General features: G+C 65.5%; 15 protein-coding genes. 7 read left to right on the plus strand and 8 right to left on the minus strand.

Annotation, left to right across the window (positions count from 1 at the left end; genetic code table 11):
- Positions 1-76: 76 nt before the first annotated feature.
- Positions 77-1,210 (plus strand): acyl-CoA dehydrogenase family protein, encoded by a 1,134-nt coding sequence (locus CXR02_RS17725; protein WP_141141936.1) that lies wholly within the window; start codon positions 77-79, stop codon positions 1,208-1,210.
- A 77-nt stretch (positions 1,211-1,287) separates the two neighbouring features.
- Here the strand turns inward: CXR02_RS17725 and CXR02_RS17730 are convergent, their stop codons facing one another.
- The 3 genes from CXR02_RS17730 to CXR02_RS17740 all read right to left on the minus strand — a co-directional run bounded on the left by CXR02_RS17730 (position 1,288) and on the right by CXR02_RS17740 (position 3,547).
- On the minus strand, positions 1,288-1,491 hold the full coding sequence (locus CXR02_RS17730) for a cold-shock protein (protein WP_013599688.1): 204 nt from the start codon (positions 1,489-1,491) through the stop codon (positions 1,288-1,290).
- A 170-nt stretch (positions 1,492-1,661) separates the two neighbouring features.
- Positions 1,662-2,288 (minus strand): response regulator transcription factor, encoded by a 627-nt coding sequence (locus tag CXR02_RS17735; protein ID WP_104063184.1) that lies wholly within the window; start codon positions 2,286-2,288, stop codon positions 1,662-1,664.
- Positions 2,285-3,547: a sensor histidine kinase gene (locus CXR02_RS17740; protein ID WP_104063185.1), complete on the minus strand. Its 1,263-nt coding sequence runs from the start codon at positions 3,545-3,547 to the stop codon at positions 2,285-2,287. Before CXR02_RS17740 ends, CXR02_RS17735 begins: the two co-directional genes overlap by 4 nt.
- 245 nt (positions 3,548-3,792) lie before the next feature.
- Here CXR02_RS17740 and CXR02_RS17745 point away from each other — a divergent pair, with 245 nt between their 5' ends.
- The gene (locus CXR02_RS17745) at positions 3,793-4,377 is read left to right on the plus strand and encodes a heme-binding protein (RefSeq protein WP_104063186.1); all 585 of its coding nucleotides are present in this window, start codon (positions 3,793-3,795) and stop codon (positions 4,375-4,377) included.
- A gap of 172 nt (positions 4,378-4,549) precedes the next feature.
- Entirely contained in the window at positions 4,550-5,173 is a 624-nt protein-coding gene (locus CXR02_RS17750; protein ID WP_258061093.1) for an ankyrin repeat domain-containing protein, read from the plus strand.
- Between the two features lie 80 nt (positions 5,174-5,253).
- On the opposite strand, the gene CXR02_RS17755 is transcribed toward CXR02_RS17750, so the two are convergent.
- From CXR02_RS17755 to CXR02_RS17765, 3 genes are all read right to left on the minus strand, one after another.
- Complete coding sequence (locus CXR02_RS17755) at positions 5,254-6,450, minus strand: acetyl-CoA acetyltransferase (protein ID WP_104063187.1); 1,197 nt, start codon at positions 6,448-6,450, stop codon at positions 5,254-5,256.
- Entirely contained in the window at positions 6,447-7,169 is a 723-nt protein-coding gene (locus CXR02_RS17760; protein WP_104063188.1) for a CoA transferase subunit B, read from the minus strand. The genes CXR02_RS17755 and CXR02_RS17760 overlap by 4 nt, the downstream gene beginning before the upstream one ends.
- A gap of 69 nt (positions 7,170-7,238) precedes the next feature.
- On the minus strand, positions 7,239-7,976 hold the full coding sequence (locus tag CXR02_RS17765) for a CoA transferase subunit A (RefSeq protein ID WP_104063189.1): 738 nt from the start codon (positions 7,974-7,976) through the stop codon (positions 7,239-7,241).
- A gap of 199 nt (positions 7,977-8,175) precedes the next feature.
- On the opposite strand from CXR02_RS17765, the gene CXR02_RS17770 reads away from it, so the two are divergent.
- Positions 8,176-8,958: an IclR family transcriptional regulator gene (locus CXR02_RS17770; RefSeq protein ID WP_104063190.1), complete on the plus strand. Its 783-nt coding sequence runs from the start codon at positions 8,176-8,178 to the stop codon at positions 8,956-8,958.
- 139 nt (positions 8,959-9,097) lie between these two features.
- Here CXR02_RS17770 and nadE read toward each other — a convergent pair whose 3' ends face one another.
- On the minus strand, positions 9,098-9,919 hold the full coding sequence (gene nadE / locus CXR02_RS17775; protein ID WP_104063191.1) for an ammonia-dependent NAD(+) synthetase: 822 nt from the start codon (positions 9,917-9,919) through the stop codon (positions 9,098-9,100).
- A 145-nt stretch (positions 9,920-10,064) separates the two neighbouring features.
- Positions 10,065-11,081, minus strand: a complete 1,017-nt coding sequence (locus CXR02_RS17780) for a LacI family DNA-binding transcriptional regulator (protein ID WP_104063206.1) — start codon at positions 11,079-11,081, stop codon at positions 10,065-10,067.
- 222 nt (positions 11,082-11,303) lie between these two features.
- Here CXR02_RS17780 and CXR02_RS17785 point away from each other — a divergent pair, with 222 nt between their 5' ends.
- From CXR02_RS17785 to CXR02_RS17795, 3 genes are all read left to right on the plus strand, one after another.
- Positions 11,304-12,164: a sugar phosphate isomerase/epimerase gene (locus CXR02_RS17785; RefSeq protein WP_104063192.1), complete on the plus strand. Its 861-nt coding sequence runs from the start codon at positions 11,304-11,306 to the stop codon at positions 12,162-12,164.
- On the plus strand, positions 12,161-13,174 hold the full coding sequence (locus CXR02_RS17790; protein WP_104063193.1) for a Gfo/Idh/MocA family protein: 1,014 nt from the start codon (positions 12,161-12,163) through the stop codon (positions 13,172-13,174). Before CXR02_RS17785 ends, CXR02_RS17790 begins: the two co-directional genes overlap by 4 nt.
- A gap of 192 nt (positions 13,175-13,366) precedes the next feature.
- Entirely contained in the window at positions 13,367-14,893 is a 1,527-nt protein-coding gene (locus tag CXR02_RS17795; RefSeq protein WP_104063194.1) for an ABC transporter substrate-binding protein, read from the plus strand.
- Positions 14,894-14,937 lie beyond the last annotated feature (44 nt).

Below are 14,937 nucleotides of genomic sequence, written 5' to 3' on the forward strand. Positions count from 1 at the left end.
AGGGATATGAAGCGTGCAGCCACAAGGACGTGAGCGTGTTGTGACCGAAGCCCCGCCCTTTCCAGAGGCAGACCTGATGCACATCGTGGACCTCCTGCCCGCGGCGGAGCGCGAGCGCTACCTGGAGATCCGGGCGTTCCTGCAGTCCACCGTGCGGCAGGCCTCCATTGACTACTGGAACCGCGAGGAATTCCCGTTCGGGCTGCTGGCGGAGATGGGCAAGCACGGGCTTGGCACCTTGCAGACGGACGGCACGTCCAAGCTCTTCAAGGGCCTGATGTACGTCGAAGTGGCCAGGGCGGACGTTTCACTGTCGGCACTCGTGGGGATCCACAACGAACTGATCGTGGGGATGATCGACGCCCTCGGTTCCGAGGAACAGAAGCAGCGGTGGCTGCCTGGCCTGAAGAACTTTACCCAGCTGGGCGCCTTCGCCCTGACCGAACCGGAACACGGCTCGGACATCGCCGGCGGGCTGGAAACATCCGCGCGGCTGGAGGGCGGCGAGTGGGTGATCAACGGCGCGAAGCGCTGGATCGGCTCCGGGACCATCGCGGACTTTGCCCTGGTGTGGGCGCGCGACGCTGCGGACGGGCACATCAAGGGCTTCATTGTGGAGACAGACCGCGCTGGCTACCGGGCCACCAAGATTGCCAACAAGATCGGCCTGCGGATCATGCAGAACGCGGACATTGTGCTGGACAACGTCAGGATTCCGGCGTCCAACATGCTGCCGGGCGCCACGGACTTCTCCAAAGCCAACGATCTCCTGCGGGATTCGCGCGCCTGGGTTGGCTGGCAAGGTGCCGGGATCCAGCTGGCCGCCTTCGACGTCGCCCGTTCCTACTCCCTGGAACGCAAGCAATTCGGCAAGGAACTGGCATGCTTCCAGCTGGTCCAGCAGCAACTGGCGGAGATCCTGGGCAACGCCTCCGCGTCACTGGCGTTGATGGCCCAGCTCGCCCGGATCCAGACGGACGGCAAGCTGGAGATGGCACAGGCGGCCATGGCAAAGTCCACGTGCACCCGGCTGGCCCGCGCGTCGGTGGCGATGGGACGGTCGCTGCTGGGCGGCAACGGGATCAGCTCGGACTTTGAAATGGGCAAGCTGTTTGGTGATGCCGAAATCCTCTATACCTATGAGGGCAGCTACGAAATCAATTCGCTGATTGTTGGCCGGGCCGTTACCGGAAAATCGGCCTTCGTCTAGCAATTCACCGGAAAGAATTTAAGAAAAAACTGCCCTGGCCATGCTTTGCAGCACGGTCAGGGCAGTTGATCAGAACCTTAGAGCGGGCGAATATTCTCTGCCTGCGGGCCCTTGGGGCCCTGGGTCACATCGAATTCGACTTTCTGGTTCTCATCCAGCGAGCGGTAGCCGCTGCTGGCGATTGCGGAATAGTGCGCGAAAACATCGGCGGATCCGTCGTCCGGAGCGATGAAACCAAAGCCCTTTTCAGCGTTGAACCATTTAACTGTGCCTGTTGCCATTGCTAACTTCCTTTGTAACCCTTTTCTGGTCCTGCTCGGACGGCAGGCAGACGCGGAGTCTGTAGTCCGCTGTCTCAAACCTAGGGGCTGCGCGGTGGGCGTGCAATAGCTGCAGTCATCAAGTGTCACCGCTGTTACAGAAGTGGTACACGGGAATTGACCGCTGCGGGCTAGCGCATGCCCTCCCGGCGGATGGCCGTGGCGATCGCCGCGGCGCGGGTCTCCACCCCGAGCTTGGCGTAGATATGCGCCAGATGGGTCTTGACGGTGGCCTCGGAGATGAAGAGCCGCTGGCCTAGTTCCCGGTTGCTGAGCCCCTCGGTCAGGAGGCTCAGCAGCTCCGCCTCCCGGGGCGTCAGGACCTCGTCGGGATTGCGCAGCTGCTGGAAGAGCCGGGAGGCCACGGGGGCGCTCATGACGCTCTTCCCTTGCACGGCACCGCGGATGGCGGCGAAGATTTCGTCCGGGGCGGCGTCCTTGAGGAGGTAGCCCATGGCGCCGGCGTCGACCGCCCGGACGATGTCCGCGTCGGAATCGTATGTGGTGAACACCAGGATGGCCTGCCGGCGGTTGCGTTGCCGCAGCTGCCTGATGGCCTCGATCCCGTCCATTCCGGCGCCCATGGCCAGGTCCATCACCACCACGGCAGGGGAGTGGTGTTCCACCAGCCCCAGCGCTTCCTCGCCGGAGGCGGCCTCGGCCACCACGTCAAAGTCAGGCTGCGTACCCAGCAGCGCCTTCAGTCCGCTCCGGACCACCAGGTGGTCGTCCACCAGGAGGACAGTGATGGTAGTCATGCGTCCTCCGCTGTCATCTGCTGGCCAGGTGGCGCTGACTGCGCCCGGGCCGGCACCTGTGCGGCCACGATGGTCCCTTCGCCGGGGGAACTTTCCACCGAGAATACCCCGCCCAGCTGCTCCACCCGCTGGCGCATGGCCCGCAGCCCGTAGCCTCCGGCGTCCGACGGCGGTGCTGCCGCCGACGGGTCAAAGCCCGTCCCGTCGTCGTAGATGTCCAGGGTGACGGAGCCGGGAAGGAACCCCAGCGTCAGGGTTGTGGTGGCGGCGTTTGCGTGCTGCTGGATGTTCGCGGCCGCGCTCTGGACCACCCGCAGCAGGGCGTGCCGGACGTCCGCCGGGACGTCCCTCGGTTCGCCGGTGACCAGGAGCCGGGCGTGCGGGACGTACTGGGCGGCCGCCTGGTGCAGGGCTTCGGGAAGCGGCGATGCGTCGAGGCCCGGGGAGGCGAGCTCGTGGACCAGATTGCGCGTCTCGGAGAGATTCCGGCGCAGCAGTTCCGTAGCCTGGTTGAGCTCCTGGCGCGATGCCTGGCCTGGCCACGAACGGTCAGCGGCCTCCAGGAGCAGCAGGCTGCTGGCCAGGCCCTGCGTCACGGTGTCGTGGATCTCCCGCGATACGCGCTCGCGTTCGGCGATGGTGCCGGCCAGGCGCTCGCCGGCCGCCAGCTGCCCGTGTGCCAGCGATACCTCCGCATGGAGACGACGCTGCTCCGCGGCGTCGTGCTCGATCCGGTCATAGATCAGTGTCAGCATCACGCCGACGGCGAGCGGCCCCAGCAGCATCGCCAGGTCCGTCCCGTCGCTGAGCCGGAACAGCCCGACGGCGGTGGCGGCCGCCGTCGCGCTTGCCGCCACGTAACCCACGACGCCCCTAAAGGCTGTCCGGCACAGGAAGAGGATCGCAAAGGAACACCAGGCGAAGCTGGGTGCGGCGATGACCAGTGCTGCCCAGACGGCCACAAACACGAGCATCCAGACCGCCCAAGGGCGTCTCTGCCGGGCCAGTACGGCGATGACGGCGTAGAGCGCGCACACCGTTCCAGCCAGGCCGAGGACCAGCAGGTTGTCCTGCAGGCTGTGCCGCATGGCATAGCGGATGGCCGAAGCGACGAGCAGGACAGCGAAGCCAAGGTGGACGGCGGTGTCGATCCGGCCGAACCGGCCAGGGGCGCCGGCCGGTCCACGAGGCTGGGCGCGTCCGGTGGTCGGCGGGGATCCGTCGGTCAGGGTTTTACGGGGAGCGGCTGGGGAGGGCATGGGGTCCGGTTCAGGTCAGGGGCGTTCTATCCCATGCTATTGCCCGCGCCGTTGCTGGTCTCTCCGCCTTTTGGCTGATGCTGCTGGCCATCCGGGGGAGCGGGGCGCAGACAAAGGCCCGATGTCTGTTCCGGCGGGTCCGGACAGGATGGATGGAGCCGATGCCCGTTCCAATGGATTCCGCCAACCTGAGTCCAGCAACGTGCGTCCAGCAACGTGAGTCCATCAACCCAAGGAGAAACACCGTGAAGAAGTCCAACAAGATTGCCGCCGCCGTTGCTGCCGCAGGAGCTTTGCTGCTGACGGGAGGGCTGACCGCTGCAGCCAACGCCGGGACCAGCCAGGTGGCCGCTCCCACCGTGGTACCCGCCGTCGATATCCCGCAGGCGCCGGAGACCGTGGTGGCGCAGAACCGCATCACCGTGGGCGCCTCCTCAGACGCCGTCAGCGCAGCCCTTGCGAAATGCCAGGCTGACAAGCTGCCGTTCGTCACGGTGGCGCTGGTGGACAGGTTCGGCACCGTCCAGGCGCTCCTGCGCGGGGACAACGCCGCCGAGCACACGATCGAAGCAGCCCAGCAGAAGGCCTACACCGCGGCCGCGTTCGGTGCACCAACGAGCGAGCTGGCCAAGCGCGTCAACGGCAACGGGCCCAGCATCGCGGACCTCCCCGGCACCCTGTTCCTGCCCGGCGGCGTCCCGCTCAAGGTCAATGGTGTGTCCGTGGCAGGCATCGGCGTGGGCGGTGCCCCCGACGGCAACCTGGACGAGGCTTGCGCCACCGCCGGCGCCGAGGCCATCGCCGCTGCAGCTGCCGGCTCAGGCAAGTAGGCTCGGCTCCATGAGGCGGTTCAGGACCTGGCGGTTTACGACTCGGCGGTTTAGGACCTTGCGGTTCAGGACCGGGCGCCGGGTACTCCGTTCAGCGGCGGTACTCGCGCTCGCGGGCGGCGTGGCAGTGTGCCTGGCCGCCTGCCAGACGGGTCCCGGTGAGCCGCCGCGGGTGGAGTCGCCGCCGTCGTCCGCCCTGGAAAGTCCGGAGCCCCCGCTTCCGGCCACTTCCACGCCGTCCGCATCACCGTCTGCCCCCAACAAGGCTCCCACCACGCCGCCAGCCTTGTCGGCCGAAGCCCAGGCCCAGCTGGACCAGGAGCTGATCACCGCCGCCAAGGCCAACAACGTGGCGCTGGTGGGTGAACTCATTGGCCGCGGCGGCGACGTGAACGCCAAGGACGCCATCCAGGATTCCGCGTTCCTCTATGCCGGAGCCGAGGGTTTCAACGAGGTTCTCCGGCTGACGCTGGCGGCCGGCGCGGACGTTGCCAGCACCAACCGGTATGGCGGGACCGCGCTGATTCCCGCAAGCGAGCACGGCCACGTGGAGACGGTCCGCATCCTCCTCGCCGCCGGCGTGCCCGTAAACCACGTGAACAACCTGGGCTGGACCGCGATGCAGGAGTCCATCCTGCTCAACGACGGCGGGCCCAGGCAGCAGGAGGTTGTGCGCCAGCTTCTGGACGCCGGTGGAGACCCCAACATCCGCGATCCTCAAGGCCGCACGGCGCTGGAGAATGCGGAGCGGCTGGGCTTCGGCGAGATCGCTGCCCTGATCCGTGCCCACGGTTAGCCGCCGGTAAATCCAACGCGGGGTCAGATTTGGCCCGATAATCTGACCCGCAAGGGCATAGTGTGACCCCGTGTTGGTTGTTAGACGGCTTCCAGGACGCTGACGTAATTGGCGATGCCCACACCGCCCATGTTCTGGACGGCGGCGCGGCGGGGGTTGGCGAGCTGCATGTCGCCGGCGGTGCCGGTGAGCTGCATGGCGGCGATGACGTGCTGGGACACGCCGGTGGCGCCGACGGGGTGGCCTTTGGCCTTGAGTCCTCCGGAGGCGTTGATGGGCAGCTTCCCGTCCTTGAAGACCCAGCCTTCCTGCACAGCGCGGGCGCCCTGGCCAGGTTCGGTCAGGCCCATGGCCTCGTACATCAGCAGTTCGGCGATGGTGAAGCAGTCGTGGACCTCAGCGAAGTCCAGGTCTTCAAGGCCGACGCCGGCCATCCCCAAGGCGCGCTGCCAGGACACCCGGGTGGCGGCGAAGGTGGTGGGGTCCCGCCGTTCGGCCGGGAAAAAGTCGTTCGCGTGGCCAAAACCCGCCAGCCTTACCGGCGCAGCGGCTCCGCCGGTAGGCGAGACGGACAGCACGACGGCGGCGGCGCCGTCGGACACGGGGGAGCAGTCCGTGCGACGCAGTGGGTCAGCCACCATGGGGTTCTTGTCCGAGATGGTGCGGCAGAACTCCTCGCCGAGGTCCTTGCGGAGCTGGGCGTAGGGGTTGTCCACACCGTTGCGGTGGTTCTTGGCCGCTATGGAGCCCAGCACGTCGCCCAGCTTTCCGTCGCCGCGTCCGTAGCGCTTGTCGTAGTGCTTGGCGACGTCCGCGAACAGGCCCGTGAAGCCGGTGGTGGAGGTCTGCCCGGCCATGTCGTAGTCGGCACCCAGCAGGGCGGCTCCTACGACGTCGGCGCCAGCGTGGGTCATCTTCTCGGCGCCGATCACCAGCACGGTCTTCGCCGTCCCGGCCAGCAGCGACTTGGTGCCCTGCTGGAACGCGGCCGAACCGGAGGCACAGGCGTTCTCCACCCGCGTGGCGGCGACGTTGGCCAGCTGGTCCGAGACCTGCAATGCCAGCGAGGACGGGAACGCCAGCGGCATCATGCCGGAGTTGAACTGGCCCAGGTAGATCTCGTCGATCTGGCCGGGCTCGATCCCGGCGTTGGTGATGGCCTCGGTGGCCACCTGGACGATCAGGGACTCGAGGGTCTCGTCGGTGAGTTTGCCGAACCGGCTGTGGCCCCATCCGGTGAGCAGGACATCCTTGCCGAACTGTTCCTTGAGGCTCATGCCGTGGCTCCTTCCAGGGTTGCTTCGTTCAGGGTTGGTTCGTTCAGTGCTGCTTCCAGGGCGACGGTGAATGTGGCGTCGGTTTTTTCGCGGATTTCCTCCTCGGTGACCCCCGGCGCAAGGCGGGTCAGCGTGAGCTGCCGCCCGCCGTCGTCGTCCGCTTCTTGTTCGGTCTTCACGATGTCGAAAACTGCGAGGTCGCTGATGATCCGGTCAACGCAGCGCAGTCCGGTGAGAGGCAGGGTGCATTCGGTGACGATCTTCGCTGTGCCGTCCTTGGCGTTGTGCTCGGTCAGGACCACCACGCGAGGGGTGCCGGCCACGAGGTCCATGGCGCCGCCCATGCCCTTGACCATTTTGCCGGGGATGGTCCAGTTGGCGAGGTCGCCGTTGCCGGAGACCTGCATGGCGCCCAGGATTGCCACCTTGACGTGCCCGCCGCGGATCATGCCGAAGGACGTGGCGGAGTCGAAGATGCTGCCGCCGGGAAGCACGGTGACGGTCTGCTTGCCGGCGTTGATGAGGTCAGCGTCCTCTTCGCCCTCATAGGGGAACGGACCCATGCCGAGCAGTCCGTTTTCGCTCTGCAGGACCACGCGGACGCCGTCGGGCAGGTTGTTGGCGACCAGCGTGGGGATGCCGATGCCCAGGTTCACGTAGTCGCCGTCGTTCAGTTCCTCGGCCGCGATGGCAGCCATTTCGTCCCTGGTCCAGGCCATGGGGTTCTCCTTGGGGTCAAAGTTTTGGGGGCTTAAGTGTTCGTTCGCGCTGTGGGCTGGGGCGGCGGGTCAGGCGGACACAGGTGTTGAGGCGGGGACTGCTGCCGTTTCCCGGGAGCGGACGGTGCGCTGTTCAATATCCTTGAACCGGCCGCGCGCCTGAACCAGGTGCTGGACGTATACGCCCGGGGTGACGATGTGGTTGGGATCCAGTGCGCCGGGCTCCACGATGACTTCCGCTTCGGCGATGGTCACCAGGCCGGCGGTGGCCACGACGGGGTTGAAGTTCCGGGCCGTGTAGCGGTAGATCAGGTTCCCGTCCGTGTCAGCGGTGTGCGCGTGGACCAGTGCGATGTCGGCGCGGATGGCGCGCTCCTGGACGTACGTTTCGCTGTCGAACTCTGCGAGCGGTTTGCCTTCGGCCACCAGCGTTCCCACACCGGTCTTGGTGTAGAAGGCGGGGATGCCTGCGCCGCCGGCACGGAGGCGCTCGGCCAGGGTGCCCTGCGGGGTGAACTCCACCTCAAGCAGGCCCGCGAGGTACTGCTCGGCGAAGAGTTTATTCTCGCCGACATACGAGGCGATCACCTTGCGGACCAGGCCGGCTTCGATCAGCACACCCAGGCCTTTCCCGTCCACGCCCATGTTGTTGGACACAACGGTCAGGTCGCGCACACCGGAATCACGCACGGCCTCGATGAGGTCCGCCGGGATGCCGCTCAGGCCGAAGCCGCCGACGGCGAGCGTCATGCCGTCCTGGAGCGTTTCCGCCAGGGCCGCGGCGGCGTTGGATTTCAGTTTGGACATTCCGTCTCCTCGTCATCGAGCGTGCAGAGCCATTCGGGTTATCCACTTTGTGGACGTAGGGCTTGAAGAAGGAGCCTAGGGCGCTCGCGAAAGCTGGTCAACGTTGCAATCCGCCTAGTAGGGAAGATATTTCACAGCGTGGACGGTAGGCTTTGCGGTGTCCACATTGTGGAGGATTTTTTGAGAGTTGGAGAGCCGTATGACAAATCCAGTCCAAGGGGCGCAGGTAGTGGGCCGCGTGGCGTCACTGCTGCGGCTGGTCGGCCGGAAGCCGGAGGGCAGCTCGATTTCCGGCCTGGTCCGGGAATCGGGGCTGACCCGTCCCACCGTCCACCGGCTCCTGGCCTCCCTTGCCGCGGAGGGCCTCCTGGACCACGATGCCCGCAGCGGAAACTGGATCCTGGGTCCTGAGATTTTCCTGCTGGGATCAGTGGCAGCGGCCCGCTTCCCGTTTGAAGACCTGGCCCGGCCAAGTCTGCGCCGCCTGGCGGACGAGACCGGGGAGAGCGCGTTCTATTCCATCCGCAGGGGCCAGGAGACGGTCTGCGTGCTGCGGGAAGAGGGCAGCTTCCCGGTACGCTCCTTCGTGCTGCACGAGGGAGTCCGCTTTCCACTGGGAGTGGCCTCGGCCGGGACCGCCATCATGGCGTTCCTCCCGGACGAGGAACAGGAGGCCATCCTTTCCGGCTGGGACCAGCACGCCGGCAGCTTCGCGGCAGGCCACAGCATGGACGTGGTCCGCCGGAATCTGGAACGGACCCGGCTACATGGCTTTGCAGTGAATCCCGGCCTGGTGCTTGAGGGCAGCTGGGGAATGGGGGCCGCCGTGTTCGATCAGCTGGGCAGGCCGGTCGGCGCGCTTTCACTCACCGGCATCGAGCCCCGGTTCCGGCCGGAACGGCAGGAGTTCCTCGGCAAGCTGCTGATGGAGGAAGCCCACCGGATCACGTCGCTGCTGGCCCGTTCGCCGGGCGCCGTCTGACCTGCTCGGCGGCGTGTGGCTGACCCGTTGTGGGGCACTTTGACACGGACACGCCGTATTCCGGGCGGGATCGGTCCAGGCAGGGTTCAAAGTGCCCCGGTTCGGCTGACAGCCCGACCCGGCGTACCTCGGCTGCCGCTTATTTCCACCACGTATCGAAGATGGTGACCGGTACAGTGCGCTTGTGGCGTGTGCGGAGGTACTTCTCTTCGATCAGCTCGGCGGCCGCTTCGGGGATCTCCCGGCCTTCGAGGTAATCATCGATCTGGTCGTACGTGATTCCCAGTTCGTCCTCGTCGGTGCGTCCGGGCCTGCCGTCCAGGAGGTCGGCGGTGGGTACTTTTTCCCAGACCCGGGCTGGGGCGCCCAGTTCGGCCAGCAGTTCACGGTTCTGGCGTTTGTTGAGGCCGAACAGGGGCAGGATGTCCGCGCCGCCGTCGCCGTATTTGGTGAAGAACCCGGTGACGGACTCTGCGCCGTGGTCGGTGCCGATCACCAGGTAGTTGTGCTCGCCGGCCAGCGCGTACTGCGCGATCATGCGCGTGCGGGCCTTGGTGTTGCCCTTGTGGAAATCGGAGATCCCGTTCCCCACCGTCTTCTCGAACTCGTCCTCGAAGCCATCCACGGCGGCGGAGATGTTGAAGGTCCATTCCGTCTTGGCCTGGATGAAGTCCAGGGCGGCCTGGGCGTCGTCCTCGTCATGCTGGACGCCGTACGGAAGGCGGACGGCGACGAAGTTGGCCTCCACGCCTTCTGCCTCAAGTTCCTCCACGGCCAGCTGGGCCAGCCTGCCGGCGAGCGAGGAGTCCAGCCCGCCCGAGATCCCCAGGACAAAGCCCTTGGTATGGGTTGCCCGGAGGTAATCCTTCAGGAAATCCACCCGCTTGCGCACCTCCCCGAGGGGGTCGATCCGGGGCTGCACGCCCATTTCTTCGATGATGGTGGCCTGGAGTTCGCGCATGTGATCCAGCCTAGTCAGCCCTGTCAACAACGCTCAACTGTGTCCACCCGAACCACCCACGTGTCCAGCCGCGAACGGACACTTGGGACCCGGCGTGAACGGACAATTGAGTACTCAGCGCGAACGGACACTTGGGGCCCCGGACCTACAGCGTTCCCGGTGCCGCTCCGGTTGAACCGCGGACCGTGAGATGCGTAGGCATCAGCGAACGGCTGCGGCTGCCACCGCCCGCCAGCGGGTTGAGTTGGGCCAGGAGCATGGACACGGCCACCCGGCCGGCCTGTTCGATCGGCGATGTCATGGTGGTCAGCGGGGGATTGCAGAAGTCCGCGCCGAAGATGTCGTCGCAGCCCACCACGCTGATGTCCTCCGGGACCCGGATGCCGCGTTCGCGCAGTCGCTGGAGCATACCGATGGCGATGAGGTCGTTGAAGGCAATGCACGCGGTGACGCCGGAGTGTACGGCCGCATCTGCCGCGGCGGCACCTGATTGTGTCTTGGGGGCGAACGGGCCCAGCCTGCGCACCTCCACGCCGCGGTCCTCCGCGGCAGCCGACAGCGCATTCCATCGAAGAGTGCTGGATTGAGACGTGAGGGGGCCGGCCATGTAGGCGATGCGGGTGTGGCCGAGGGAAATCAGGTGGTCCAGCGCCTGGCTGGTGGCGGACGGCGTGTCAATCACGACGGCGGGAACGCCGGCTACGTCGCGGTTGATGGTCACCGTGGGAATCTTGGCGGCCGCGGCCAACAGCGCCTCGTCGCTGAGCCTGGACGCGGCGACGATGATGCCGTCAGCGCTCTTGCGCAGCTGCTCCATGGTGGAGGCCTCCACCTCGTCGGACTCTTCCGTGTCCACAAGCAGCTGGGTGTAACCGGCCGCCTTGAGCTGCAGCTGGGTGCCCCGGATGAGGTCAAAATAGAACGGATTGGTGATGTCAGGCACCAGGACGCCGACGGCGCCGGTGCGGCCGGAGCTCAGCGCCTTCGCCTGGCTGTTCGGCGTGTAGTTCAATTCGGCGGCCGCGGCTTCGATCCGTGCACGCGTCCGGATGTTGACCCGGTCGGGAGTGGAAAGTGCGCGGGACACGGTGGACGCGGCCACACCGCAGATTGCGGCGATGTCGTGGATGGTGGCAGGACGGTCTGTTCCGGCTGCTTGCATCGCCATGGCGCGCTCCTCACTGAACGGGATGACAGGGGGCTTGTGATGGTTGCCACAGCCCTGTAGCTCCTAGATTGCCACAGCCTGCAATCAATTGGCAATCGGTTGTCATTGACAGTTGACGTGTCTAGACTTAGGGCAGCGCTTTTTGTGAACTGAGTCACCCGCGCGCCGGAGCGGCACCAAGGCTGTCCCGTCGCGGGCATACCTAAGGAGATTTCCGTGACCGAAGCAACAACCGAAGCAGCCAGCACAGTCTGGACGCTCTCAGGATTCGGCGATGAAGTGGATACGGACCCCGCCATCCAGGCCGCTGTCCTGCTGGCGCTTGGCGCGAACTACATCGAAGTACGCAGCGCCTGGGGCGTCAACGTCTCCGAACTGACGCCGGGGCAGGTATCCGAGCTCAAGGAACTCCTGGACGCCAAGGGCCTGAAGGTCTCAGCCGTGGCCAGCCCCATCGGCAAGGTGGACATCAGCCTGCCCGTGGAGCACGAGGTGGAACGCCTCCGCCAGATCATCTCCGTGGCCAAGGGACTGGATACCAAGTACATCCGGGTCTTCTCGTTCTACCGGAGTGAAACCCAGACGCCGGAGGAAATCCGCGACGACGTCATCACGCGCATGCGGGCACTGGCCGCTGAAGCCGCAAGCGCCGGCGTCGTACTCCTGCACGAGAACGAAAAGGACATCTACGGCGATACGCCGCAGCGCGTCCTAGACATCATGGAGACGGTCGACTCTCCCGCACTGCGCGTCGCCTGGGACAACGCCAACTTCGTCCAGGTGGGCGTCCGGCCCTACACCGATGGCTACGCCATGCTCCGCCCCTACCTCGAATACCTCCAGGTCAAGGACGCCATCATGGCCACGGGTGAGGTTGTGCCTTCCGGCCATGGCGACGGCGAGCTGGACGCCACCATTGCCGCCCTGAAGGCGGACGGGTACGCAGGCTTTGCCTCACTCGAACCGCACCTCGCCAGCCACCACGAACTGGGTGGCTTCTCCGGGCCGGTTGCCTTCGGCATGGCCGCGCGCGCCTTCGCGGTCCTTGCCGCCAAGAACGGAATCGAACTTTCGTGACCAGCCTCAAGGCCGCAGTTATCGGTTGCGGTGACGTCTCTGCAGTGCACTTCGAGGCCATCGCAAAGCTCGACGGCGCGCGGCTGGCCGGGGTCTGCGACTCGGATCCCGGCCGCCTTGCGGCTGCTGTGACCGCCTACGGCGTCCCGGGTTTCCCCGATCACCTCAGCCTGATCGAGGCCATCGAACCGGATGTTGTACACATTGCTACCCCGCACAACATGCATGCTTCCATCGCGACAGAGTGCCTTGAGCGCGGCGTGAATGTGATTGTGGAAAAGCCGCTCGCGAACACGCTCGAGGAGGGCCGCCGGCTCGTGGCGGCTTCCAAGGCCTCCGCTGCCAAGATCGCCGTCTGCTTCCAGAACCGCTACAACGCCACCGCGCAGGCGATGCACGCACTGCTTTCCTCCGGCGAACTGGGCGCGGTGGTTGGGGCTTCAGCCACGGTGCTGTGGCGCCGCGACGCCGACTATTACCTGAGCCGGCCGTGGCGCGGAACCTGGGCGGGGGGCGGTGGCGGGCTCATGATGAACCAGGCCATCCACACCGTTGACCTGCTGCAGTGGCTGGTGGGCGACGTCGTTTCGTTGTCCGGCAACGCCGCAACCAGGTTCCTGGGCGAAACCATTGAGGTGGAGGACACTGCGGAGTTTGTTGCCGAGCACGCCAACGGTGCGCGCAGCGCCTTTTATGCCACCCTGGCCAATGCCATCAATGCGCCGGTCACGCTGGACATCGTTACGGAAAGAGCGACTCTCAGCCTTCGCGGGGACTTGACCGTCACCTACGCGGACGGGCGCGTGGATGTGGTCCCCGAGCGTGTGGTGCAGTCCGGTGGACGCGCCTACTGGGGGGTGTCACACGAGCTGCTCATCAGTGACTTTTATGCCCGGCTCGGTGATGCGGGCCCGTTCTGGATCAATCCTGAAGAAGCGGAGAAATCGCTGAGAATCGTCAAGGAGATTTACCGCCAGAGCTACCCGGACACGGCGGCGACTGTTTCCTGACCGCCCCATGGCAACCGGTTGATAGCCATTAGAACGTTTCATTCTCAGCCACTTTCGCCAAGTTTGCAACAATATTGACAATCGGTTGCCAAAGTTGGCAATCATGCGTATTCTGAATCTCGAAGGCCGGTGTGGCCCACGCCACACCGGCCCAATCGCAACTCTCACGTTCCACAGATTCAGGAGCCAACAATGAAGTTAGGTCCCAAGGCGGCCGCTGCCGCCATTACCGTCAGCGCAGCGCTGGCACTGACAGCCTGCGGCGGCGGCGCCACTGCTGGCGCCGGCGCAACGGCCAAAACAACGACGCTGACACTGGGTGCAGTTCAGGAACTCCGCTCCTGGGACCCGGCACAGGCCCACGTGGGTCACTACCTCCAGCCGTACCAGGCAGCGTACGACTCCCTGATCCTGCGGGAACCAGACGGCAAGCTCAGCCCCATGCTGGCCACCGCGTGGAAGTACAACGACACCAACACCAAACTCACTGTTGACCTCCGCACGGACGTGACCTTCAGCGATGGTGCCAAGTTCGACGCCGAGGCCGCCAAGGCCAACATGGACCACTTCAAGAAGGCCAACGGCCCGCAGATGGCCCAGCTCACGGCCGTCTCCGATGTCAAGGTTGTTGACGCCGACACCGTCGAACTGAACCTGACAGCACCGGATCCGTCCCTGGAGTTCTACCTCAGCCAGGCCGCCGGCCTGATGGGCAGCCCCAAGTCGCTGGGCACCGACGCCATCAAGACCGAGCCCGTAGGCAGCGGCCCGTATGTCATGGACAAGGCCGCCACAGTGAAGGACTCGCAGTCGGTGTTCTCCGCCCGCAAGGACTACTGGAACAAGGACCTCCAGAAGTTCGAGAAGGTCACCTTCAAGATCCTGATTGACCTGACCGCCCGCACCAACGCCCTCGTTTCGGGCCAGGTGGACGCCACGCTGCTGGACCCCAAGACCGGCAAGCAGGCTGAAGGCGCCAAGATGAACCTGGTCGCTACCGAGGTGGACTGGCAGGGTCTCCTGCTGATGGACCGCGACGGTACCAAGAACCCCGCGCTGGGGAACGTCAAGGTCCGCCAGGCGATCAACTACGCCTTTGACCGCAAGACCATCCTGGACCAGGTCCTGATGGGCCAGGGCACCCCCACGTCGCAGCCGTTCGGCAAGGCCAGCGGTGCATGGACCGAAGAGCTGGAGAACTACTACAGCTACGATCCGGCCAAGGCTAAGGCCCTCCTGAAGGAGGCCGGCTACGAGACCGGCGTTGTCCTCGACATCCCGTCGGTTCCGGGCTGGGAAACCCAGCTCGCAGTGATCAAGCAGCAGCTGGCGGACGTTGGAATCACCGTGAACATTGGTGCCGCCATCACCAACACCTTCACCAGCGATGTCGCCGCACAGAAGTTCACCACCATGTTCTTCTCCCTCTTCCAGGGTGAGCCGTGGGTTGCCACCAACCAGATCATCTCCACGAAGGCCCTCTACAACCCGTTCAAGAACACCACTCCCGAGCTGCAGGCCAAGATCGATGCAGTCGAGAAGGGCGGCAAGGACGCTGGCAAGCTGGCCCAGGAAGTGAACAAGTACGTGGTGGAGCAGGCCTGGTTCGCCCCTATGTTCCGCGTGAACCAGATGTACTACCACAACTCCAAGATCACCGTGGAACCGCAGGTCCAGCAGGCCGTTCCGTCGATCTACAACTACTCGCCCGCTAAGTAACCCGCCAGGAAGTTACCGGGTACGTAGCCAGACAATAAACCTGC

Origin of the sequence: Arthrobacter sp. 4R501, from assembly GCF_002929755.1 — a bacterium.
Classification (GTDB): domain Bacteria; phylum Actinomycetota; class Actinomycetes; order Actinomycetales; family Micrococcaceae; genus Arthrobacter.

Coding starts and splice junctions, on each gene's coding strand:
- CXR02_RS17730 (WP_013599688.1), bottom strand. CDS start 1,491: ATGGCAACAGGCACAGTTAAATGGTTCAACGCTGAAAAGGGCTTTGGT.
- CXR02_RS17740 (WP_104063185.1), bottom strand. CDS start 3,547: ATGCCCTCCCCAGCCGCTCCCCGTAAAACCCTGACCGACGGATCCCCG.
- CXR02_RS17735 (WP_104063184.1), bottom strand. CDS start 2,288: ATGACTACCATCACTGTCCTCCTGGTGGACGACCACCTGGTGGTCCGG.
- CXR02_RS17780 (WP_104063206.1), bottom strand. CDS start 11,081: ATGCAAGCAGCCGGAACAGACCGTCCTGCCACCATCCACGACATCGCC.
- CXR02_RS17755 (WP_104063187.1), bottom strand. CDS start 6,450: ATGAGCCTCAAGGAACAGTTCGGCAAGGATGTCCTGCTCACCGGATGG.
- CXR02_RS17765 (WP_104063189.1), bottom strand. CDS start 7,976: ATGTCCAAACTGAAATCCAACGCCGCCGCGGCCCTGGCGGAAACGCTC.
- CXR02_RS17725 (WP_141141936.1), top strand. CDS start 77: ATGCACATCGTGGACCTCCTGCCCGCGGCGGAGCGCGAGCGCTACCTG.
- nadE (WP_104063191.1), bottom strand. CDS start 9,919: ATGCGCGAACTCCAGGCCACCATCATCGAAGAAATGGGCGTGCAGCCC.
- CXR02_RS17760 (WP_104063188.1), bottom strand. CDS start 7,169: ATGGCCTGGACCAGGGACGAAATGGCTGCCATCGCGGCCGAGGAACTG.
- CXR02_RS17795 (WP_104063194.1), top strand. CDS start 13,367: ATGAAGTTAGGTCCCAAGGCGGCCGCTGCCGCCATTACCGTCAGCGCA.
- CXR02_RS17770 (WP_104063190.1), top strand. CDS start 8,176: ATGACAAATCCAGTCCAAGGGGCGCAGGTAGTGGGCCGCGTGGCGTCA.